Genomic DNA, 20367 nt, shown 5'->3' with positions numbered 1-20367 from the left:
CATGATGACGACTAAACGCAAACCCTATGTACGGCCAATGCCGTCCACCTGGTGGAGAAAGCTGCCGTTTTATCGCTTCTATATGCTGCGTGAAGGGACGGCGGTGCCAACGGTATGGTTCAGCATCGTGCTGATTTACGGTCTGTTTGCGCTGAAGCACGGTGCAGAAAGCTGGGCGGGATACGTTGGTTTCCTGCAAAACCCGGTGGTGGTGGTGCTGAACCTGATTACCCTGGCCGCCGCGCTGCTGCATACCAAAACCTGGTTTGAGCTGGCGCCAAAGGCTGCCAACATCATCGTTAAAAGCGAAAAAATGGGGCCAGAGCCGATTATCAAAGGGCTTTGGGTGGTTACCGCGCTAGTCAGCGTGGTGATTCTGTTTGTCGCGCTGTTCTGGTAAGGAGACTGGTATGATTAACCCGAACCCAAAACGTTCCGATGAACCGGTATTCTGGGGTCTGTTTGGCGCAGGCGGCATGTGGGGCGCGATTATTGCACCGGTCATCGTGCTGCTGGTTGGCGTACTGCTGCCGTTAGGCCTGGCACCGGCCGATGCTTTCAGCTACGAACGCGTGCTGGGCTTTGCCCACAGCCTGATTGGCCGCGCATTTATCTTCCTGATGATCGTTCTGCCGCTGTGGTGTGGTCTGCACCGTATTCACCATGCGATGCATGATCTGAAGATCCACGTCCCGAACGGGAAATGGGTGTTCTACGGTCTGGCAGCGATTCTGACGGTGGTCACACTGGTCGGCGTGCTGTTTATTTAACGCCGTGCCGCTTCCCGGCGGCGCTACGCCTGGCCGGGCTACGACATCACACGTAGCCCGGCCGAGGCTATTAATGCGCGCTCATCTTTAAGCCAATAATTCCCATCACAATCAGCGCCAGGCTGGCGATGCGCATCGGGCTTGCTGACTCACCCAGCAGCAGAATGCCGGTAATCGCCGCGCCAACCGCGCCAATCCCCGTCCATACCGCATAGGCCGTTCCTACCGGCAGACTTTTCATCGCCCACGACAGCAGCGCCATGCTGGCAATCATCGCCACAATGGTAATCACGCTCGGCACCAGGCGGCTAAAACCGTGGGTGTATTTCAGGCCGACAGCCCAGACGACTTCGAGCAGGCCAGCAATAAAGAGAATTAACCAGGACATTTCAGGCTCCATAACGATGGGGCCGTCCCCGGTTGAGATACGCTTACGGGTCGTCCCGCAAGGTGTTGGAAAGTATAACGGGGGGATTATAGGCGTTGAAAAACGACGGTACAACCGTACGTCGTACCGTCAGACTCGATTTATTGCTGCGCCTTGGTTGCGGCCCCAGAAATAGCGCTACCACCGTCGGAAATATCCTCGCCAAGTCCTCGCGTGGTGTTACAGGCCGTGAGCACAGAGGAGAGAACCAGAACCGTAAAAAATGCTGCGATCGCTTTTTTCACCATAATGTCATCCTTAAGAGCCAGTTATCGTTATCTTGCTTCATAAGCATAGACAACTTCACTCAGGATGTTGGATGTCAGCGTTTTTTTTCGGAAGAAGACGAAGCGGGAAAGACAGAAGATTGGATCGAACGGGGAAAAGGCTGGCGCAGCATCACTGCTGCGCCGGGCGATCAAAGCATGAATTACTTCACGCGAGATACGTATTCGCCGGAGCGGGTATCCACTTTGATCACTTCGCCAATCTGGACGAACAGTGGAACTTTAACCACTGCGCCAGTGGACAGGGTAGCTGGTTTGCCGCCAGTACCTGCGGTATCGCCTTTCAGACCTGGATCGGTTTCAATGATTTCCAGTTCAACGAAGTTCGGCGGAGTCACGGAGATAGGCTGACCGTTCCACAGGGTCACGATGCATTCAGCCTGATCCAGCAGCCATTTCGCGTTTTCGCCAACGGCTTTCTCATCGGCAGCCAGCTGCTCGAAGGTTTCGTTGTTCATGAAGTGCCAGAATTCACCGTCGGTGTACAGGAAGGTGAGGTTCATGTCGGCAACGTCTGCGCCTTCAGCGGAGTCGGTAGACTTGAAGGTTTTCTCTACGCGAGTACCGGTCAGCAGGCGGCGCAGCTTAACGCGCGCGAATGCCTGACCTTTACCCGGCTTAACGAATTCACTGGCTTCAACCGCGTACGGTTCGCCGTCCATCATGATTTTAAGACCAGCACGAAAATCGTTGCTATAGTAAGTCGCCATAAGGCCCTCTGAAATTGTTAAATGGTAGCTAAGCCACAAAATGGCGCATATTGTAACCCTAAATACCCCATCCAGAGAAGATTGGTTGATGCAACTTGCCGATGTTCTCACCGATCCGGATGAACTATTACGTCTTCTGAATATAGACGCTGATGAAAATCTGCTCGCTGGCCGTGAGGCTAAGCGCCTGTTTGCCCTGCGCGTTCCGCGCGCATTTGTGGCGCGCATGGAGAAAGGCAACCCGAACGATCCGCTTTTACGTCAGGTACTTACCTCGCAGGAAGAGTTTATCGCCGCCCCTGGTTTTTCCACCGATCCGCTGGAAGAACAGCACAGCGTGGTGCCTGGCCTGCTGCATAAGTACCATAACCGTGCGTTATTGCTGGTAAAAGGCGGCTGCGCGGTAAATTGCCGTTATTGCTTCCGTCGTCACTTCCCGTACGCCGAGAACCAGGGTAATAAGCGAAACTGGCAGGCTGCGCTGGACTATGTCAGTGCGCATCCGGAACTCGACGAAATCATTTTCTCCGGCGGCGATCCGCTGATGGCAAAAGATCACGAACTGGACTGGCTACTCACCCAACTGGAAGCCATCCCGCACATCAAGCGCCTGCGTATTCATAGCCGCTTGCCGATCGTCATTCCGGCTCGCATTACCGACACGCTGGTTAGCCGCTTTGCGAATTCATCGCTGCAGATCCTGCTGGTTAACCATATCAACCACGCCAACGAGATTGACGATGCCTTCCGCCATGCCATGGGGCAACTGCGCCGCGTGGGCGTAACGCTGCTCAACCAGAGCGTGCTGCTGCGCGGCGTGAACGATAATGCACAAACCCTGGCCAATCTCAGCAATGCGCTGTTTGATGCTGGCGTGATGCCATATTACCTGCACGTGCTGGATAAAGTTCAGGGCGCGGCCCACTTCCTCGTCAGCGATGACGAAGCGCGCGAAATTATGCGCGAGCTGCTCACGCTTATCTCCGGTTATATGGTGCCGAAACTGGCGCGAGAAATTGGCGGCGAGCCAAGTAAAACGCCGCTGGATCTCCAGCTACGTCAGCGATAAACGAAATAAATCGGCAGACTTCGGTCTGCCTGTTTTTTTGGACATCATAACGGTCTGTGTTATTTTAACGATTCATATCGCCATTAAAAATAAACCAAATCAATAAGTTAAATAAATACATTTAACTAAAAAATGGTTAAGGAGAACCGTTTGTCTATTTCCATCAAAGGCATTAACGCAGGCGTCATTCGTCAGGAAAATAATTTCATTGCGCTGGCCCTGAAAATTAAAGAGCCGCGTAAAAAAGAGTCGCTCTTTTTCCTGCCCGCTATCGCCCTGAAAGACCTGTTTATCGCCCTCGAATACCGCCTCGCGCAGCTTCCTCTGCTCAGCGCGGACGAGCGCAGCCGCTACGAAAAAGCGCGCGATAAAGCCGCGCAGAAAATGCACCAGAATATCCCGGCGCTTCAGCGTGAAGCGCTGGAGCATGCTGACGTCAATCTGCGCGTCAACGCCATCTCGCTCACCAACGATGACAATGAAAGCCAGACGTTCACTCTGACGCTGCACTCCGGTAAAAAGGTCGAGCTGGTTGTTGATCTGCTGCAAATCGAGCTGCTGGTGACCGTAATGGTCCATGCCATCAATAACGCGGGGATGAACGAACTGTCGCTGCGTATCTCTTCCATGCTGGATTTCCTGCCGCTGTACGACGTGGACTACAAGGCAGGCGGCAACCTGGAGTATGACTCCTACGACCATCCAGCCTGGAAACGAAACCTGTTCGTTCACCATCTGGCGGTTGTCTATCGTTATACCGATAGCGAAGGGAACACGCAGTTTAGCGGGACGGCGATCAAAACGCGCAGCAAGCCGGGCACCAAAGACGTCGAGGCTGTCACCCGTCGACTGTTAGATTGCAGCCCAAGGCTGCAGAAACTCGCGGGCTTACCGTGCCAGGTTTTTGTCAGAGCGCTCTCTTCTGACAAACGTAAAACCTTCACGGCGGATGCCTATATGCAGGCGCTGTATCAGCTACAGCAAAGCGTAGAAAAAAACGCAGAGAAAGCCTGAAGCACTACGCCCCCGGAATACTAGCGGGGGCGCTACGCATGAATCAGTTCGGGCACTTATAGACCTGGCCGTTCATTTCGCTGTCGGTCGGTACGAAGCTGGAGAGCATGCCTTGCGTTGGGCTGCTCACGCCATAAATCACGTTTCCGCCCATTTCAGCGGCATGGTTACGCAGCGCATTTGCCGCACCGCGCATAGAGCCGCCTTCCGCGCCCTGCTGCCCTGACAGCCAGTTACCCTGCGCCCCAGTCGCCGTACCCAGCAACTGACACTCCGCGCTCGGCTTCTCTTCTACAAAGCGCACGTTCTGGCCGCCAGAGGTCAGTTCCGTGGTTGAGCTACAGCCGGCCAGCAGCAGCGCCGCACCAACGATCCCTGCCAAATATTTTACCTGCATGTTATTCCCCATAATCAATGAGCTGGACGCAAGTCGTCCGTGTGTAAACCTTATACTAAAAAGATGACCAAAAGAGAATTCCCCGTGCGTTTTTACAACGGGCATGACAACTCCTTGATCCCTCCCATCTAAATGTATTCCGATAATCGCCTAAGGATATCGTCATTAACCTCGATATGGTTTTAGTGTTGCCAGGTGCAACGTGATGCACGGCATTAAAAAACCAAGGAGGCAACATGAGTAAAACATCCTCAGGAGAGGACAAGGTGACGTGGGTAGGTTATTTCGTTTTCCTGCTGACCATTATATTTTTCTCAGGCTGCTTTGCGAAAAGCACCGAATGGTGGCGCGTTTTTGACTTTACGGTTCTGAATGGCAGTTTTGGGCAGGTGAATACGGCGGGAGAAAACGCGTTATCTTTCCGTGGGGTGGGTGGGGTAGGAGCGAAAGATGGCTTCCTGTTTGCCCTTGAGCTTGCCCCATCCGTCATTTTATCACTGGGGATCATCTCGGTTACTGAAGGGCTGGGTGGGCTTCGCGCCGCACAACAGCTGATGACCCCCATTCTGCGTCCTATACTGGGCATCCCCGGCATCTGCTCGCTGGCGCTTATCGCAAATCTACAAAACACCGATGCGGCGGCAGGCATGACCAAAGAGCTTGCCGACGAAGGAGCTATCAGCGATCAAGAACGCGCAATTTTCGCCACCTTCCAGACCAGCGGAAGCGCCATTATCACCAACTACTTCTCTTCCGGCGCAGCGCTGTTTACGGTCATCAGCGTCCCGGTGATTACCCCCCTGGTTGTCATTCTGGTGTTTAAGTTTATCGGTGCCAATTTCTTGCGCTTGTGGATCGCGCACTGTGAAAACCGCACACAGCAGGAGGCAAAAGAATGACGACGTTGCCGCGCAAAAATATCATGGATTTATTTATCGACGGCGCTCGCCGCGGGTTTACCATCGCCACAACCAGCCTATTGCCCAACGTGGTGATGGCATTCGTCATCATCCAGGCGCTTAAGGTCACCGGACTACTGGATATCGTTGGCAAGGTCTGCGAGCCCGTGATGGCATTGTGGGGGCTACCCGGCGTGGCCGCCACGGTGTTGCTCGCGTCGGTGATGAGCATGGGCGGAGGCGTCGGCGTATGCGCAAGCCTGGTGGTTGCCGGCACGCTCAGCGGTCATGATGCCACCGTGCTTTTGCCCGCCATTTATCTGATGGGTAACCCGGTTCAGAATACCGGCCGCTGTCTGGGCACCGCAGGCGTGAATCCGAAGTATTATCCCCATATCATCGTTATCTGTATCGCCAACGCCCTGCTCTCCATGTGGGTGATGCAGATACTTTTCTAAGGAAGAATGATGAATTTCTCTTTGCTGGAGCCACACTTATTTCGCAATGCGCACCTCTTCGCACCTGAAGAGCGCGGTATGTGCGATCTCCTCGTCGCCGGAGGAAAAATTATCGCCATTGAACAGGCTGGCGCAGACATCGCCCTCCCGGACTGCCCAATAAGCGACCTTAACGGGGCGACCGTGTGCCCTGGCTTTATCGACCAGCACGTGCATCTGATTGGCGGCGGCGGCGAGGCAGGTCCTCATACGCGGACCCCGGAAGTACGCCTGTCGAAACTTGTCGCTGCCGGGATCACCTCGGTCGTTGGCTTACTCGGCACCGACGGCGTGACACGTCATCCTGAGTCGTTACTGGCCAAAACCCGCGCGCTGGAGTACGAAGGGATAAGCGCCTGGATGCTGACCGGCGCTTATGGGCTTCCGTCGCCCACGCTAACCGGCAGCGTCGAAAAAGACGTTGCGCTTATTGATAAAGTCATTGGCGTCAAATGTGCGATTTCCGACCACCGCTCATCGGCACCGACGTCCGCGCAACTCGCCACGATGGCGGCACAATCACGGGTTGGCGGCCTGTTGGGAACCAAAGCCGGGATTTCCGTTTTTCATATGGGCAACAGCCCACGTGAACTGGAACCCGTCTATGACATATTGCATCATGCCGATGTTCCGATAACCAAGCTGCTTCCCACCCACGTTAATCGCGCTCAGTCGCTGTTTCTTGCCGCCCTGCGCTTTGCCCGGGAAGGTGGATACATCGATATCACCAGCAGCATCGACGAGCCTATCGACCCCGCAAGCGCCATTATGACGGCCCGGGAAGGCGATGTTCCCTCATCAAGAGTAACACTGAGTTCAGACGGTAACGGAAGCCAACCGCATTTTGACGCCAACGGTAACCTGATAGGCATCGGCGTCGCCGGGTTCGAATCGCTGTTGGAAACGGTACAGAAGTTAGTGAAACAGCATCATCTTCCGCTGGAAGAGGCGCTGTTGCCGCTCACCCGTAACGTGGCGGAATTTCTTGGGTTTGGTCATAAGGGACGACTGTCGCCGGGCTGTGATGCCGACTTTATCGTTCTGGATGAGGAACTGCGTATTCAGGAAGTATGGGCGAAGGGAAAGCAGATGGTGCGCGACGGTAAAGCCTGCGTTAAAGGCACTTTCGAGGAATAACACCCCAGCACATAAAGAAAAACCCCCGAGCATTTCTGCTCGGGGGTTTCTTGATGCTATGGGGTATAGCGCACGATTACATCATGCCGCCCATACCGCCCATGCCACCCATGCCGCCAGCTGCGCCTAAATCAGGAGCATCGCCTTTTGGCAGGTCGGTCACCATGCACTCGGTGGTGATCATCAGGCCCGCAACGGATGCCGCGTACTGCAGAGCAGAACGGGTCACTTTAGTTGGGTCCAGGATACCGAAGTCGATCATGTTGCCGTATTCTTCAGTTGCGGCGTTGTAACCGTAGTTACCTTCGCCCGCTTTCACGTTGTTCGCAACAACAGATGGCTCTTCACCGGCGTTGGAAACGATCTGACGCAGTGGCGCTTCCATTGCGCGCAGCGCAACCTTGATACCGACGTTCTGATCTTCGTTCTGAGCAGCCAGGCCAGCCAGTTTAGCGGCTACGCGAACCAGCGCTACACCACCACCAGCAACCACGCCTTCTTCTACCGCAGCACGGGTCGCGTGCAGGGCATCGTCAACGCGCGCTTTTTTCTCTTTCATTTCAACTTCGGTAGCCGCACCGACTTTGATTACCGCAACGCCGCCAGCCAGTTTTGCTACGCGTTCCTGCAGTTTCTCACGGTCGTAGTCAGAAGTTGCTTCTTCAATCTGTTTGCGGATCTGAGCAACGCGGCCCTGGATCGCAGCTTCTTCACCCACGCCATCGATGATGGTGGTGGTGTCTTTGTTGATCACAACGCGTTTAGCCTGACCCAGGTCTTCCAGGGTGGCTTTTTCCAGCTCCATACCGATCTCTTCAGAGATAACGGTACCGCCGGTCAGGGTTGCGATATCTTGCAGCATCGCTTTACGACGGTCGCCGAAGCCAGGTGCTTTAACAGCAGCGACTTTCACGATACCGCGCATGGTGTTAACCACCAGAGTAGCGAGCGCTTCGCCTTCAACATCTTCAGCGATGATAACCAGTGGTTTGCCGGCTTTCGCAACGGCTTCCAGAACTGGCAGCATTTCGCGGATGTTGGATACTTTTTTGTCAGCCAGCAGGATGAACGGGCTTTCCAGCTCAACAGCACCAGTCTCTGGTTTGTTGATGAAGTATGGGGACAGGTAGCCACGGTCGAACTGCATACCTTCAACTACGTCCAGTTCGTCTTCCAGACCGGTACCGTCTTCAACGGTGATCACGCCTTCTTTACCAACTTTATCCATCGCTTCAGCGATCAGTTTACCTACGGTTTCGTCGGAGTTAGCGGAGATGGTACCAACCTGAGCAATCGCTTTAGAGTCGGAGCAAGGAACGGACAGTGCTTTCAGCTCTTCAACCGCAGCAACGACAGCTTTGTCGATACCACGTTTCAGGTCCATTGGGTTCATGCCCGCAGCAACGGCTTTCAGACCTTCTGCGATGATAGCCTGAGCCAGTACGGTCGCGGTGGTGGTACCGTCGCCTGCAGCGTCGTTCGCTTTAGAGGCAACTTCTTTCACCATCTGAGCACCCATGTTTTCGAACTTGTCTTCCAGTTCGATTTCACGTGCTACAGAAACACCATCTTTGGTGATGGTTGGTGCGCCGAAGGATTTGTCCAGAACAACGTTACGGCCTTTAGGGCCCAGGGTAACTTTAACTGCGTCTGCCAGTACGTTAACGCCGCGCAGCATTTTTACACGAGCGTCGTTACCAAATTTTACGTCTTTAGCTGCCATTTCTTCTATTCCTCAAATTCGTTCGCGCGTTGCTTACGCTTCAACAATTGCCAGGATGTCGCTTTCAGACATGATCAACACTTCTTCATTGTCGATCTTCTCAGATTTCACGCCGTAGCCATCGTTGAAAATCACGATGTCACCAACTTTAACGTCCAGCGGCTGCACGGTCCCGTTTTCCAGGATGCGGCCCTTACCGACAGCGATGATTTCGCCACGAGTTGATTTTGCTGCCGCAGAACCGGTCAGAACGATGCCGCCAGCAGATTTGGTTTCAACTTCTTTGCGTTTGACGATCACACGATCATGTAACGGACGAATACTCATTGATAGCTCTCCTTTGAGAAAGTCATTATCAGTTATGGGTGATGCCGGGCCGTAAGCGGTTTTCCGGCTAGTGCCTGAGAGATGGGGATGGTTATTTTGCCCTTCAAGGGGGCACCCTAAAAAAAATTTCATCCGGCTGCGCAATCGCGATAAATCGCTGTATTGCCAGCGTAGAACAGCACAATGACGCGGGGCTGCCGGGAGAGGGGATGTGGTAACATTTTGCTCTTTTTGTAAAAGTGTGGACGAGGGACATGGCGGGACTTAAACAGGAGCTCGGGTTAGTTCAGGGAGTAGGATTACTATCGACGTCGCTGCTCGGCACCGGGGTCTTTGCCGTTCCGGCGCTGGGCGCGCTGGTTGCCGGTGACAACAGCCTGTGGGCCTGGCCCGCGTTAATCGTGCTGGTCTTTCCTGTCGCTATCGTCTTTGCCCTCCTCGGCCGACACTTCCCTAGCGCAGGCGGCGTAGCGCACTTCGTCGAAATGGCCTTTGGCCCTCGCCTCGCTCGCGTTACCGGCTGGCTGTTTCTCTCGGTTATCCCGGTTGGCCTGCCCGCCGCGCTGCATATTGCCTCCGGCTTTACCCAGGCGCTGTTCGGCTGGCACGGTTGGCAGTTGCTGATGGCGGAGGTCGCCACGCTGGCGATCGTCTGGTGGCTGGGCTCACGCGGCGCCAGTTCCAGCGCTAATTTGCAGACGCTGGTCGCCATTTTAATTGTTGCCCTGCTGGCCGCTATTTGGGTCTACGGCGATATCTCAGTAAAAGCGATCCCTTTCCCGGCCCTGCCTGATATCGACAGTTCACAGCTTTTCGCCGCGCTGTCGGTGATGTTCTGGTGCTTCGTCGGCCTGGAGGCATTTGCCCATATGGCTTCGGAGTTCCGCAACCCGGAGCGCGACTTCCCGCGCGCGCTGATTATCGGCCTGCTGCTGGCAGGCGTGGTCTACTGGGCCTGTACCGTACTGGTGCTGCACTTCCACGCCTACGGTGCTGCCAATACTGCCGCGGCTTCGCTGCCGACCATCGTGGTACAACTGTTCGGCGTGAAGGCGCTGTGGGTGGCGAGCGTCGTCGGTTTCCTCGCCTGCTTCGCTAGCCTCAATATCTACATCCAGAGCTTCGCCCGGCTGGTGTGGTCGCAGGCTCAGTCTAAACCGGATAGCTATCTGGCGCGCCTCTCACCGGGGCTGGTACCGCGTAATGCGCTGAGCGTGGTGATTGGCAGCTGCATGGTGAGCACGCTTGCCAGCTACTGGCTGAACATCAACCTCGATGCGCTGATCGTCTACGCCAACGGCATCTTTATTATGATTTACCTGCTATGCATGCTAGCGGGATGCCGGTTGTTAAGCGGGCGCTACCGCGCATTATCCGTCGTGGGCGTGGCGCTGTGCGTGCTGCTGCTGTCGATGGTGGGATGGAAGAGCCTGTACGCGATCGTGATGCTGGCGGCGCTGTGGGTGTTGCTGCCGAAAAGAAAGGTCTGAGCATTCCCGGCGTCGCTGCGCTCGGCCGGGCTACGTGTCAAATTGTAGCCCGGCCGAGCGCAGCGACGCCGGGACCGCACCAACGCCATAAAAAAAGCCGGAGGCACAACGCGCTCCGGCTTTTTATCATCGCCACGGCTTATGGGCGATTATCGTCTTTATGATCCAACTGGTCAGGACGTTCGTCCTTACGCTGATACTCACCGTCAAAAGTCTGCCCGCTCGTGGTACCGCCCGCAAAACCGCCGCCCGGCATCCGATTAAAGTGCAGATACGGCATCAGTTTCACGGTGAGGTGTTTCTGCACCGGCGGCAGCAACAGCACCAGACCCAAGAAGTCGGTGAAGAACCCTGGCAACAGCAGCAGCAAACCGGCGAGGATCAGCGAAACGCTTTTGATCATCTCGGCCGCCGGGCTTTCGCCCGCCTGCATTTTTTCCTGCATCAGCATCAGGTTTTTGAAGCCCTGATTGCGCACCAGCGACATGCCGATGACGGAGGTAAAAATAACCAGTACTAACGTCAGCAGGACGCCAAACACATGGGCGACCTGGATAAAAATCGATATCTCAATGTAAACATAGAGAAAAATGGCAATTAACGGTATCCAGCGCACTGGCATCTCCTGTTCGAAAAATCACGCGGTTCGCGCGTTTGCAGCGATTCACGGCCCGCTGCACTACTTTTAAATGGTGGTGATTCGCCGCATTTCAATCAGCGCGCATCCATATTTTTGTCAACAATGGTCAAGCGGTGACTCATTTCACAAATCAATAATTCTTATCCGTTCCGTCTGATAATAAGTGATCCAGATTACTGCAATCCGCTATTATCAGCATATGATCATAGACACTGGGCCGATTAAGGAAATAATCTGCGGTCATAAAACGCATAACCATTCAGATTATGCGTATTTGGTGAAATCATTGGCAGCTCGCAAATAGAAGGTTCACATGCTAAACAACATTCGTATCGAAGAAGATCTGTTGGGTACCAGGGAAGTTCCGGCTGACGCTTACTACGGCGTTCATACTCTGAGAGCGATTGAAAACTTTTACATCAGCAATAGCAAAATCAGCGACATCCCGGAATTTGTTCGTGGGATGGTGATGGTGAAAAAAGCAGCGGCCCTGGCGAACAAAGAGCTTCAGACGATCCCTAAAGGCGTAGCAAATGCCATTATTGCTGCCTGTGATGAAGTTCTGAATAACGGCAAATGCATGGACCAGTTCCCGGTAGACGTTTACCAGGGCGGTGCAGGCACCTCCGTTAACATGAACACCAACGAGGTACTGGCGAACATCGGCCTGGAGCTGATGGGCCACCAGAAAGGGGAATACCAGTACCTGAACCCGAACGACCACGTCAACAAATGCCAGTCCACCAACGATGCCTACCCAACCGGCTTCCGCATCGCGGTGTACACCTCTATTCTGAAGCTGATTGACGCGATTAATCAGCTGGGCGAAGGCTTCCAGCGTAAAGCAGCGGAATTCCAGGACGTCCTGAAGATGGGTCGAACCCAGCTGCAGGATGCGGTACCAATGACCCTGGGCCAGGAATTCCACGCATTCAACGTGCTGCTGACCGAAGAGACCAAAAACCTGCTGCGCACCGCAGAACTGCTGCTGGAAGTGAACCTCGGCGCGACCGCTATCGGTACTCGCCTGAACACCCCGGACGGCTACCAACAGCTGGCGGTACAGAAGCTGGCGGAAGTCAGTAATCTGGCGGTTGTCCCGGCGGAAGACCTGATTGAAGCGACTTCCGACTGCGGCGCCTACGTCATGGTACACAGCTCGCTGAAACGCCTGGCGGTGAAAATGTCGAAGATCTGTAACGACCTTCGCCTGCTCTCCTCCGGCCCACGCGCTGGCCTGAACGAAATCAACCTGCCGGAACTGCAGGCGGGCTCATCCATCATGCCAGCCAAAGTGAACCCGGTGGTGCCAGAAGTGGTGAACCAGGTGTGCTTCAAAGTCATCGGCAACGACACCACCGTCACCATGGCTTCTGAAGCCGGTCAGCTGCAGTTGAACGTGATGGAGCCGGTGATTGGACAGGCGCTGTTTGAGTCTATCCACATCCTGACCAACGCCTGCTACAACCTGCTGGAAAAATGCATCGACGGCATCACCGCGAACAAAGAAGTGTGCGAAAGCTACGTCTATAACTCCATCGGTATCGTCACCTACCTCAACCCGTTCATCGGCCACCATAACGGCGACATCGTCGGTAAAATTTGTGCCGAAACCGGTAAGAGCGTACGTGAAGTGGTGTTGGAGCGCGGCCTGCTGACGGAAGCGGAGCTGGACGATATCTTCTCCCCGCAGAACCTGATGCATCCGGCCTATAAAGCGAAGCGCTATACCGATGAAAGCGAACAGTAAGCTTCCCGAATAACGCACAAAGGCATGTCATCGTGACATGCCTTTTTTGTATCTATAGTTTACCAAAACACAACAATTACATATCAATCTAGCAATACAAGGAAGGCTAATATGTTTGGAGCAGAACTGGTCATTGTGCTTCTTGCCATTTATCTGGGGGCAAGACTTGGGGGTATCGGCATCGGCTTCGCTGGCGGTTTCGGCGTGCTGGTGCTGACGCTCATCTTTCAAATTAAACCCGGCGCTATCCCCTTTGACGTTATTGAAATCATCATGGCGGTCATCGCCGCGATTGCCGCGATGCAAATCGCTGGCGGGATGGATTATCTCGTCAGCCTGGCTGAGCGACTGCTCCGCCGTCACCCTAAATACATCACCTTCTTAGCGCCGCTAGTCACCTGGTTTATGACCATTCTGGCAGGCACCGGGCACACCGCGTTCTCCACGCTGCCGGTGATTACCGAAGTGGCTAAAGAGCAGGGTATTCGCCCTTCTCGTCCGCTCTCTATCGCCGTGGTCGCCTCGCAGATTGCGATTACCGCCTCGCCGATTTCCGCCGCGGTGGTGTTCTTCGCGGGCATTCTGGAACCGATGGGCGTGAGCTACCTGACACTGCTCTCCATCTGCATTCCGGTCACGCTGATTGCCGTACTGCTGACCTCCCTCGTCTGTAACTTCCTCGGCTGCGAGCTAAAAGACGATCCGGTGTATCAGGAGCGTCTGGCCAAAGGCGAAGTGCGCCTGCGCGGCAGCAAAGTGTTTGAGCTGAAACCCCATGCGAAGCGCTCCGTATTGCTGTTCCTGATTGGTATCGTGGCCGTGATGTTCTACGCCACCGCCATCAGCGACACCGTCGGGCTGATTCAGAACCCGGTACTGCCGCGCAACGAAGCGATTGTGGTGTTCATGCTGACCATCGCCACGCTGATTTGCATCACCTGTAAAGTCGATACCGGTGAGATCCTCAACGCCAGCACCTTTAAATCCGGCATGAGCGCCTGCGTGTGCGTACTAGGCGTCGCGTGGTTGGGTGATACTTTCGTCAAAGCCCATATTGCCGACATCCAGGCCATCGCGGGCGATCTGCTGAACAACTACCCGTGGCTGCTGGCGGTGGTGCTGTTCTTTGCTGCTACCCTGCTGTACTCCCAGGCGGCGACCACTAAAGCACTGATGCCTGCAGCGCTGATGCTGGGCGTTACCCCGTTGACGGCCATTGCGTCCTTCGCTGCGGTTTCCGCGCTGTTCGTGCTGCCAACCTACCCTACGCTGCTGGCAGCGGTAGAAATGGATGACACCGGCTCTACCCGTATCGGCAAATACGTGTTTAACCATGCGTTCCTGGTGCCGGGCGTGATTGCTATCGCTTTGTGCGTGATCCTCGGTTTTATCTTCGGCGGGCTGATGCTCTAGCCCTGTGACGCCATGTAAAAATCGTTAAAGTCGGGCCGCTCTGCGGCCCGATTCACTCAACCCCTTTTTCCCGCCGTGCTATAGTGCCTCTTTTCATCGATACGAGGTTTGCAATGAGTATTCCCGACGCTGTTGTGGTTCTCTGTACTGCTCCTGATGAAGCTACCGCCCAGGATCTGGCGGCGAAAGTGCTGGCGGAAAAGCTGGCGGCCTGCGCCACGCTACTTCCCGGCGCAACATCGCTCTACTACTGGGAGGGGAAACTCGAACAGGAGTATGAAGTGCAGATGCTGCTGAAAACCGACCACGCGCACCAGCAAGCGCTGCTCGACTGTCTGAAGGCTCACCACCCGTATCAAACGCCCGAACTTCTGGTTTTACCCGTTACTCACGCAGACACTGATTACCTCTCATGGCTCAACGCTTCCTTACGCTGATTCTGCTGCTGTGCAGCACCTCGGCCTTTGCCGGGCTGTTTGACGCGCCCGGCCGCACCAATTTTGTTCCTGCCGATCAGGCTTTTGCCTTCGATTTTCAACAAAATCAGCATGATGTGAACCTCACCTGGCAGGTGAAAGACGGCTACTACCTCTACCGCAAGCAGGTGCAGGTGACCCCGGCTAACGCCAGCATCGCTCCGCTCCAGTTGCCCAACGGCGAGTGGCATAGCGACGAGTTCTACGGCAAAAGCGAGATCTATCGCCACAGCCTGACCGTGCCGGTGACGCTAACCCAGGCGAACGCAGGTGCGACGCTCACCGTCACCTACCAGGGCTGCGCCGACGCGGGCTTCTGCTACCCGCCAGAGACCAAAACCGTACCATTGAGTGCGGTCGAAGCCCTTCCCCCTCTCTCCACCGGGGAGAGGGCCGGGGTGAGGGGCAACCCTAGCGCGGACTTACCGTTCTCCGCCCTCTGGGCCCTATTAATCGGCATCGGCATCGCCTTCACCCCCTGCGTCCTGCCGATGTACCCGCTGATCTCCGGCATCGTCCTCGGCGGTAAACAGCGCCTCTCCACCGCCCGCGCGCTGCTGCTGGCCTTTATCTACGTGCAGGGCATGGCGCTTACCTACACCGCGCTCGGCCTGGTGGTGGCCGCCGCTGGAATGCAGTTCCAGGCCGCCCTTCAACACCCGTACGTGCTGATTGGCCTGTCGGCGGTGTTTATCCTGCTGGCGCTGTCGATGTTTGGCGCTTTCTCGCTGCAATTGCCATCGTCGCTGCAAACCCGTCTCACCCTGTTGAGCAACCGCCAGCAGGGCGGCTCGATGGGCGGCGTATTTGCGATGGGCGCGATTGCCGGGCTTATCTGCTCACCGTGCACCACTGCCCCGCTGAGCGCCATTCTGCTGTACATCGCCCAGAGCGGTAATCTGTGGCTCGGCGGCGGTACGCTGTACCTTTACGCGCTGGGCATGGGGCTGCCGCTGATTCTGGTGACGGTATTCGGCAACCGCCTGCTACCGAAAAGCGGGCCGTGGATGGCGCACGTCAAAACCGCCTTTGGCTTTGTGATCCTCGCCCTGCCGGTGTTCCTGCTGGAACGTATTATTGGCGACGTCTGGGGGCTACGGCTGTGGTCAATGCTCGGCGTGGCGTTCTTCGGCTGGGCATTTATCACCAGCCTGGGTTTGCAAAAACCGTGGCAGCGCATTGGACAAATTCTTCTGCTGGCCGCCGCGCTGATCAGCGTGCGCCCGCTTCAGGATTGGGCCTTTGGCACCTCCGTCACGCAGAGCCAATCGCACCTCAACTTTACCCGCATCAATAACGTTGAGACGCTGAACGCGGCGCTCGCCAGCGCTCAGGGCAAGCCGGTGATGCTCGACCTTTACGCCGACTGGTGCGTGGCCTGCAAAGAGTTTGAGAAGTACACCTTCAGCGACCCGCAGGTACAGCAGGCGCTGCAAAACACCGTACTGCTCCAGGCAGACGTGACCGCCAACAGCGCCGAGGACGTGGCGCTGCTAAAACATTTACAGGTTCTGGGCCTGCCGACCATTCTCTTCTTTGATGAGAACGGCAACGAGCAGCCCGCACTACGGGTCACCGGCTTCAAAGATGCCGCCGCGTTTCGCGCACATTTGCGCGATCGCCAACCGTAGACAACACTTTTAGACGGATAGCCGTCAACGGAGGAGAGACACGTGCAACGCGAAGACGTACTGGGAGAAGCCCTACAGCTCCTTGAGCAAGAAGGGATTGCGAGCACCACGCTGGAGATGGTTGCCGAACGCGTAGACCGCCCGCTGGACGAACTGCGCCGTTTCTGGCCGGACAGCGAAGCGCTGCTGTATGACGCGCTGCGTTACCTGAGCCAGCAGGTGGAGACCTGGCGTCGCCAGTTGATGCTTAACGAAGAACTGACCCCCGAACAAAAACTGCTGGCCCGCTACACCGCGCTGACCGAGTGCGTGACGAAAAATCGCTACCCCGGCTGCCTGTTTATCGCCGCTTGTACCTTCTACCCGGAGGCAGACCACCCGATTCACCAGCTCGCCGAGCAGCAGAAGCAGGCCGCCTATGCGTACAGCCATGAGCTGCTGACCCAGCTGGAAGTGGACGACCCGGCAATGGTCGCCAAACAGATGCAGCTGGTGCTGGAAGGCTGCCTGAGCCGTATGCTGGTTAGCCGCAGCCAGGCCGACGTGGACACCGCGCACCGTCTTGCCGAAGACATTCTGCGCTTTGCCCAGTGCCGCCAGAACGGCGCGCTGACCTAAGCCAGCATCCCCGCCCACGCGGAGACCAGCAGGCACAGCGCCATCAGCCGCTGAAACCGCACCATCGCCACGGTGGTGCGGAACACTCGATTCACCGCCTTCCCCAGCCACGCCCAACACATCAGACACGCCACCGAGATCAGTAAAAACCATAGCGCCATCAGCGCCACCTCGCGCAGCGCGTGCTCACCCGCCGGAGCAAACAGGCTGACAACCGCCAGCGCCATCATCCAGGTTTTCGGGTTTACCACCTGCAACAGCGCTGCCGCTTTGGCGGTAAAGCGCTGCCTCTCCTTTCCGGCGATATTCGCCGCTGGCGCGCAGAACAGCTGCCAGCTCATCCAGGTCAGCCACAGCACGCCCGCCCAGCTCATCACCTGCCGCACCAGCGGATATTGGCGCAGTACTTCCCCCGCGCCCGCACCGGAAACCAGCACAATCAAACTTGCCGCCACGCAGCCGCTCACCAGCGCCGGAATGGTCGCCCGCACGCCAAAGTGTTGGCTGTTGTTGAGAATGAGGATATTGGTCGGCCCCGGCGTAATCGACGCAACGAAGGCAAACAGCAGGAACGGCATGATATTCACAGGTGACTCCTTATTATTAGAGTCCCGACTGTGCCGTTATTTATTGGAAACGTCTGGAAGGTTTGTGCACAACCGACGGTAGTGGGCTGGCGAGATACGATACGCCCGCTGGAACCAGCGACCGAGGTGGCTCTGGTCAGCAAAACCGAGCGACGCCGCCACGTCCACCGGCTGCTCGCCCAGCGACAGCAGCTGACGCGCTTTCGCCAGCCGCAGCTGAATCAGCCAGGCGTGCGGTGCCAGGTTGAACTCGCGTTTAAAGCTGCGCGTGAGGGTAAAACGGTCGGTGCCCGTCTCCCGCGCTAAATCAGAGAGCCCAATATTGTCGCCCATATGCGCATGCAGATAGTCCCGCGCCCGATGGGCAATCGCCGAACTTTGAATGGCCGACGGCAGCCGCTTGCGCCACTGGCAGTGCGCGGTCAGCTGCGCCAGCAGGCCGTCCATGCTGCTCTGCTGCACAATGCGCATCTCATCGGTATGCAGCGTGCTGAACGTCTCGCCAATCGCCCGCACCAGCTGCGGTTCGCGGGTGAGCGTTTGGTTAAAGTGCAGCGAGTAGCTATCCGGCGTGGCGTCATACAGCCCGCGCAGGGTGTTGGTCAGCCAGCGTTCGTCGAGGTAAAAGGTGAGATAGGTAAAACCACCGGCCACCGGCGCTTCACCGTCGTGAATTTCCCCCGGCTCCAGCAGAAAGGCATCGCCCGGCACGCTATGGTGACGCTCGCGACGGCAGTGAAACTGCTGGGTGCCAGACAGCGTGATCCCCACCAGATAGCTATCATGCCAGTGCGGGTCGAACGCATACCCTTCAAAGTGCGCTTTGATTGTCTCAATGCCCGTATCGGCATGCTGTCGCAGCTCAAGCCAGTCTTTCGTTGCCATACCGCCCCCCTTTCGCCGCCAGCATTGCCCGATTGCCGCGCCAATGTCTGGAAGATTTGTGCAATCACCCGGCGCAAATACGTAGATTGCCGCAATAGTAAGCAGTTGAACAGCTTTTCGGTGAATTTGGTTGACGTGAGGGAGCGACTACGGTTTAATGCGCCTCGTTGCCCGGATAGCTCAGTCGGTAGAGCAGGGGATTGAAAATCCCCGTGTCCTTGGTTCGATTCCGAGTCCGGGCACCAATTCTTCAGAAAACCCAGCCTATGGCTGGGTTTTTGCTTTTCAGGGATATCACAACGCGTTCAATACCCCCTCCTTCACCGCGTTTACCATTTTCTTCATCTGCTTAATCTCTTCACGCAGCGTTTTCATTTCATCGTTATCCGGAATCAGCACAATGCAGCCTCCGGCAATCTTCACCGTGACGCCTGTTCCCGTGTCGAAACCAACCTCTTTTAGCCATTTTCCGCTGAGATTCAGAGAGGGCGTGCTGGTATTGCCTTGCTGAGGAACGTAGCTGACGGTGTAGCGGCGCTCGGTTTTAGCCGTTTTTTCGGATAATGGGTGAGTCTGGGTAGGGGTCGTTGCCATGTGGGCATCCTCCTGTAACGGGTTAAACGTCCGCCGCAGGAGAGGTCAATCTCACGGGTGGCGGAACCAGACGGGGTTGACCTTACCGGCGTTACAGGGAACCGGCGCGTCTTGCGACGCCCCCGCCTGGCCCACCATTGAGGTGTAGCCGTGCGTACGACATATTTTACGACGTTGGCACGTCATATGTCGCCCGTAACATTCTATCAGAGAGGTCAATCCCGACACCTGATTTTGCAGGTGCGTGTAGAAAGTACTCCTATCGCTAACGCGCCGCAATCCGCCCCCGGACTTCCTGAAAACACGATGGTTATTCTGGAATCCCCCTCGCAAAACCCTCTGCAACCTCGCCCGTTTTCCATTACCCTATAACCGCAGGCATCGCGACAACCGCCTTGCCACGCATCCTCAAGGTTCCCCATGACCGTCAAACACAAAATCCTCCTCAGCGCCTGCCTCGCCGGGCATCCCGTGCGCTACAACGGCACCGATAAATCCTGCACCGCAAACCTACTACAACAGTGGCGCGATGAAGGTCGCCTGGTCCCCCATTGCCCGGAGCTGGCGGCGGGGCTTGAGACGCCGCGTCTGTCGGCAGAGATGGTTAACGGTCAGGGTATCGAGGTGTTGAGAGGACGGGCGCAGGTAGTGGAAAGCGACGGACGCGATGTGACGCAACCCTACGTGCTGGCGGCGTGGCTGGCGTTAAAAGCCGCGCAGAGTCACGGCTGTCGGTTTGCGATTTTGACCGACGGTAGCCCAACCTGCGGCAGCCAGAACGTGTATGACGGCGCGTTTAGCGGAGTGAAGGTGCCGGGCGAAGGGGTCGCGGCGGCGCTGTTGCGCCAGCATGGGGTTGAGGTGTTTAGCGAGTTTCAGTTGGAGGCGTTGAAACGGCGGTTGGATGAGGTTGAAGAGGGATAGATCGAGCCGCCCCGGCGTCGGCGCGTTGCGCCTCGGCCGGGCTACAAGGATAAATGCATCGTTATCAAACAACGCATGTAGGCCGGATAAGCGCAGCGCCAT

The 20367-nt window shown here is 56.2% G+C and carries 25 protein-coding genes and 1 tRNA gene; 15 read left to right on the top strand and 11 right to left on the bottom strand.

Translation table 11 applies throughout. The features are described from left to right. The first annotated feature begins 4 nt into the window (after positions 1-4). Positions 5-400, top strand: a complete 396-nt coding sequence (frdC, locus tag HII27_RS20445; RefSeq protein WP_185669325.1) for a fumarate reductase subunit FrdC — start codon at positions 5-7, stop codon at positions 398-400. 10 nt (positions 401-410) lie between these two features. Then, positions 411-770 carry a fumarate reductase subunit FrdD gene (frdD, locus tag HII27_RS20440; RefSeq protein ID WP_035894225.1) on the top strand — a complete coding sequence of 120 codons (360 nt, stop codon included), beginning with the start codon at positions 411-413 and terminating at the stop codon, positions 768-770. 70 nt (positions 771-840) lie between these two features. Here frdD and sugE read toward each other — a convergent pair whose 3' ends face one another. The 3 genes from sugE to efp all read right to left on the bottom strand — a co-directional run bounded on the left by sugE (position 841) and on the right by efp (position 2194). Beyond that, on the bottom strand, positions 841-1158 hold the full coding sequence (gene sugE / locus HII27_RS20435; RefSeq protein WP_185669301.1) for a quaternary ammonium compound efflux SMR transporter SugE: 318 nt from the start codon (positions 1156-1158) through the stop codon (positions 841-843). Between the two features lie 140 nt (positions 1159-1298). Beyond that, positions 1299-1445 carry a lipoprotein toxin entericidin B gene (gene ecnB, locus HII27_RS20430; RefSeq protein ID WP_185669300.1) on the bottom strand — a complete coding sequence of 49 codons (147 nt, stop codon included), beginning with the start codon at positions 1443-1445 and terminating at the stop codon, positions 1299-1301. A 182-nt stretch (positions 1446-1627) separates the two neighbouring features. Next, on the bottom strand, positions 1628-2194 hold the full coding sequence (gene efp, locus HII27_RS20425; RefSeq protein ID WP_185669299.1) for an elongation factor P: 567 nt from the start codon (positions 2192-2194) through the stop codon (positions 1628-1630). Positions 2195-2234: 40 nt separating this feature from the next. On the opposite strand from efp, the gene epmB reads away from it, so the two are divergent. Both epmB and yjeJ read left to right on the top strand, forming a co-directional pair. Then, positions 2235-3263: an EF-P beta-lysylation protein EpmB gene (gene epmB, locus HII27_RS20420; RefSeq protein WP_185669298.1), complete on the top strand. Its 1029-nt coding sequence runs from the start codon at positions 2235-2237 to the stop codon at positions 3261-3263. Between the two features lie 150 nt (positions 3264-3413). Further along, positions 3414-4277 carry a YjeJ family protein gene (gene yjeJ, locus HII27_RS20415; RefSeq protein ID WP_185669297.1) on the top strand — a complete coding sequence of 288 codons (864 nt, stop codon included), beginning with the start codon at positions 3414-3416 and terminating at the stop codon, positions 4275-4277. A 43-nt stretch (positions 4278-4320) separates the two neighbouring features. Here the strand turns inward: yjeJ and HII27_RS20410 are convergent, their stop codons facing one another. After that, positions 4321-4674 carry a DUF4156 domain-containing protein gene (locus tag HII27_RS20410; RefSeq protein ID WP_185669296.1) on the bottom strand — a complete coding sequence of 118 codons (354 nt, stop codon included), beginning with the start codon at positions 4672-4674 and terminating at the stop codon, positions 4321-4323. Positions 4675-4910: 236 nt separating this feature from the next. On the opposite strand from HII27_RS20410, the gene HII27_RS20405 reads away from it, so the two are divergent. From HII27_RS20405 to iadA, 3 genes are read left to right on the top strand one after another with little or no spacing between them, the layout of a single operon-like run. Next, positions 4911-5573, top strand: coding sequence for a nucleoside recognition domain-containing protein (locus tag HII27_RS20405; RefSeq protein WP_185669295.1), 663 nt, complete (start codon positions 4911-4913; stop codon positions 5571-5573). Beyond that, on the top strand, positions 5570-6031 hold the full coding sequence (locus HII27_RS20400; protein ID WP_185669294.1) for a YjiG family protein: 462 nt from the start codon (positions 5570-5572) through the stop codon (positions 6029-6031). Before HII27_RS20405 ends, HII27_RS20400 begins: the two co-directional genes overlap by 4 nt. A 9-nt stretch (positions 6032-6040) precedes the next feature. Further along, the gene (gene iadA, locus HII27_RS20395; RefSeq protein WP_185669324.1) at positions 6041-7207 is read left to right on the top strand and encodes a beta-aspartyl-peptidase; all 1167 of its coding nucleotides are present in this window, start codon (positions 6041-6043) and stop codon (positions 7205-7207) included. 76 nt (positions 7208-7283) lie between these two features. Here the strand turns inward: iadA and groL are convergent, their stop codons facing one another. Further along, the gene (gene groL, locus HII27_RS20390) at positions 7284-8930 is read right to left on the bottom strand and encodes a chaperonin GroEL (protein WP_185669293.1); all 1647 of its coding nucleotides are present in this window, start codon (positions 8928-8930) and stop codon (positions 7284-7286) included. 33 nt (positions 8931-8963) lie between these two features. Beyond that, complete coding sequence (locus HII27_RS20385; RefSeq protein ID WP_003855929.1) at positions 8964-9257, bottom strand: co-chaperone GroES; 294 nt, start codon at positions 9255-9257, stop codon at positions 8964-8966. 254 nt (positions 9258-9511) lie between these two features. On the opposite strand from HII27_RS20385, the gene yjeH reads away from it, so the two are divergent. Continuing rightward, positions 9512-10747: an L-methionine/branched-chain amino acid transporter gene (gene yjeH, locus HII27_RS20380; protein ID WP_185669292.1), complete on the top strand. Its 1236-nt coding sequence runs from the start codon at positions 9512-9514 to the stop codon at positions 10745-10747. A gap of 139 nt (positions 10748-10886) precedes the next feature. On the opposite strand, the gene HII27_RS20375 is transcribed toward yjeH, so the two are convergent. Further along, a complete protein-coding gene (locus HII27_RS20375) occupies positions 10887-11363 on the bottom strand; it encodes an FxsA family protein (protein ID WP_185669291.1) in 477 nt (158 codons plus the stop codon). A gap of 337 nt (positions 11364-11700) precedes the next feature. On the opposite strand from HII27_RS20375, the gene aspA reads away from it, so the two are divergent. The 5 genes from aspA (at position 11701) to HII27_RS20350 (ending at position 17275) form a co-directional block, all read left to right on the top strand. Next, positions 11701-13137 (top strand): aspartate ammonia-lyase, encoded by a 1437-nt coding sequence (gene aspA / locus HII27_RS20370; protein WP_185669290.1) that lies wholly within the window; start codon positions 11701-11703, stop codon positions 13135-13137. A gap of 111 nt (positions 13138-13248) precedes the next feature. Further along, complete coding sequence (locus HII27_RS20365; protein ID WP_185669289.1) at positions 13249-14550, top strand: anaerobic C4-dicarboxylate transporter; 1302 nt, start codon at positions 13249-13251, stop codon at positions 14548-14550. 113 nt (positions 14551-14663) lie between these two features. Next, complete coding sequence (gene cutA / locus HII27_RS20360) at positions 14664-14987, top strand: divalent cation tolerance protein CutA (protein ID WP_185669288.1); 324 nt, start codon at positions 14664-14666, stop codon at positions 14985-14987. Continuing rightward, complete coding sequence (locus HII27_RS20355) at positions 14963-16657, top strand: protein-disulfide reductase DsbD (protein ID WP_185669287.1); 1695 nt, start codon at positions 14963-14965, stop codon at positions 16655-16657. Before cutA ends, HII27_RS20355 begins: the two co-directional genes overlap by 25 nt. A 42-nt stretch (positions 16658-16699) precedes the next feature. Continuing rightward, positions 16700-17275 carry a transcriptional regulator gene (locus HII27_RS20350; RefSeq protein ID WP_185669286.1) on the top strand — a complete coding sequence of 192 codons (576 nt, stop codon included), beginning with the start codon at positions 16700-16702 and terminating at the stop codon, positions 17273-17275. Here the strand turns inward: HII27_RS20350 and HII27_RS20345 are convergent. Next, positions 17272-17862, bottom strand: a complete 591-nt coding sequence (locus HII27_RS20345) for a LysE family translocator (protein WP_185669285.1) — start codon at positions 17860-17862, stop codon at positions 17272-17274. The two genes, HII27_RS20350 and HII27_RS20345, sit on opposite strands and share 4 nt — an antisense overlap. A gap of 36 nt (positions 17863-17898) precedes the next feature. Continuing rightward, positions 17899-18747, bottom strand: a complete 849-nt coding sequence (locus HII27_RS20340; protein ID WP_185669284.1) for an AraC family transcriptional regulator — start codon at positions 18745-18747, stop codon at positions 17899-17901. 169 nt (positions 18748-18916) lie between these two features. Here HII27_RS20340 and HII27_RS20335 point away from each other — a divergent pair. Then, positions 18917-18992 (top strand) — tRNA-Phe (locus HII27_RS20335). Positions 18993-19041: 49 nt separating this feature from the next. Here HII27_RS20335 and HII27_RS20330 read toward each other — a convergent pair. Beyond that, entirely contained in the window at positions 19042-19341 is a 300-nt protein-coding gene (locus HII27_RS20330; RefSeq protein WP_185669283.1) for a SymE family type I addiction module toxin, read from the bottom strand. A gap of 51 nt (positions 19342-19392) precedes the next feature. Continuing rightward, positions 19393-19527: an ash family protein gene (locus HII27_RS20325; RefSeq protein WP_223883257.1), complete on the bottom strand. Its 135-nt coding sequence runs from the start codon at positions 19525-19527 to the stop codon at positions 19393-19395. A 234-nt stretch (positions 19528-19761) separates the two neighbouring features. Between HII27_RS20325 and HII27_RS20320 the strand changes: the two genes are divergently transcribed. Continuing rightward, positions 19762-20265 (top strand): DUF523 domain-containing protein, encoded by a 504-nt coding sequence (locus tag HII27_RS20320; protein WP_185669282.1) that lies wholly within the window; start codon positions 19762-19764, stop codon positions 20263-20265. Positions 20266-20367: the final 102 nt, after the last annotated feature.

It is taken from the genome of Kluyvera sichuanensis (assembly GCF_014218705.1).
GTDB lineage: Bacteria > Pseudomonadota > Gammaproteobacteria > Enterobacterales > Enterobacteriaceae > Kluyvera > Kluyvera sichuanensis.
This window is presented reverse-complemented; position numbering and strand designations above follow the sequence as displayed.

What these genes read in the sequence shown, in the direction of transcription:
- cutA (WP_185669288.1), top strand. Translation starts at nt 14,664, where the DNA reads ATGAGTATTCCCGACGCTGTTGTGGTTCTCTGTACTGCTCCTGATGAA.
- HII27_RS20320 (WP_185669282.1), top strand. Translation starts at nt 19,762, where the DNA reads ATGACCGTCAAACACAAAATCCTCCTCAGCGCCTGCCTCGCCGGGCAT.
- HII27_RS20385 (WP_003855929.1), bottom strand. Translation starts at nt 9,257, where the DNA reads ATGAGTATTCGTCCGTTACATGATCGTGTGATCGTCAAACGCAAAGAA.
- aspA (WP_185669290.1), top strand. Translation starts at nt 11,701, where the DNA reads ATGCTAAACAACATTCGTATCGAAGAAGATCTGTTGGGTACCAGGGAA.
- iadA (WP_185669324.1), top strand. Translation starts at nt 6,041, where the DNA reads ATGAATTTCTCTTTGCTGGAGCCACACTTATTTCGCAATGCGCACCTC.
- HII27_RS20340 (WP_185669284.1), bottom strand. Translation starts at nt 18,747, where the DNA reads ATGGCAACGAAAGACTGGCTTGAGCTGCGACAGCATGCCGATACGGGC.
- HII27_RS20355 (WP_185669287.1), top strand. Translation starts at nt 14,963, where the DNA reads ATGGCTCAACGCTTCCTTACGCTGATTCTGCTGCTGTGCAGCACCTCG.
- efp (WP_185669299.1), bottom strand. Translation starts at nt 2,194, where the DNA reads ATGGCGACTTACTATAGCAACGATTTTCGTGCTGGTCTTAAAATCATG.
- frdD (WP_035894225.1), top strand. Translation starts at nt 411, where the DNA reads ATGATTAACCCGAACCCAAAACGTTCCGATGAACCGGTATTCTGGGGT.
- frdC (WP_185669325.1), top strand. Translation starts at nt 5, where the DNA reads ATGACGACTAAACGCAAACCCTATGTACGGCCAATGCCGTCCACCTGG.
- HII27_RS20405 (WP_185669295.1), top strand. Translation starts at nt 4,911, where the DNA reads ATGAGTAAAACATCCTCAGGAGAGGACAAGGTGACGTGGGTAGGTTAT.
- sugE (WP_185669301.1), bottom strand. Translation starts at nt 1,158, where the DNA reads ATGTCCTGGTTAATTCTCTTTATTGCTGGCCTGCTCGAAGTCGTCTGG.
- groL (WP_185669293.1), bottom strand. Translation starts at nt 8,930, where the DNA reads ATGGCAGCTAAAGACGTAAAATTTGGTAACGACGCTCGTGTAAAAATG.
- HII27_RS20410 (WP_185669296.1), bottom strand. Translation starts at nt 4,674, where the DNA reads ATGCAGGTAAAATATTTGGCAGGGATCGTTGGTGCGGCGCTGCTGCTG.
- HII27_RS20365 (WP_185669289.1), top strand. Translation starts at nt 13,249, where the DNA reads ATGTTTGGAGCAGAACTGGTCATTGTGCTTCTTGCCATTTATCTGGGG.
- ecnB (WP_185669300.1), bottom strand. Translation starts at nt 1,445, where the DNA reads ATGGTGAAAAAAGCGATCGCAGCATTTTTTACGGTTCTGGTTCTCTCC.
- yjeH (WP_185669292.1), top strand. Translation starts at nt 9,512, where the DNA reads ATGGCGGGACTTAAACAGGAGCTCGGGTTAGTTCAGGGAGTAGGATTA.
- epmB (WP_185669298.1), top strand. Translation starts at nt 2,235, where the DNA reads ATGGCGCATATTGTAACCCTAAATACCCCATCCAGAGAAGATTGGTTG.
- HII27_RS20330 (WP_185669283.1), bottom strand. Translation starts at nt 19,341, where the DNA reads ATGGCAACGACCCCTACCCAGACTCACCCATTATCCGAAAAAACGGCT.
- HII27_RS20400 (WP_185669294.1), top strand. Translation starts at nt 5,570, where the DNA reads ATGACGACGTTGCCGCGCAAAAATATCATGGATTTATTTATCGACGGC.
- HII27_RS20325 (WP_223883257.1), bottom strand. Translation starts at nt 19,527, where the DNA reads ATGACGTGCCAACGTCGTAAAATATGTCGTACGCACGGCTACACCTCA.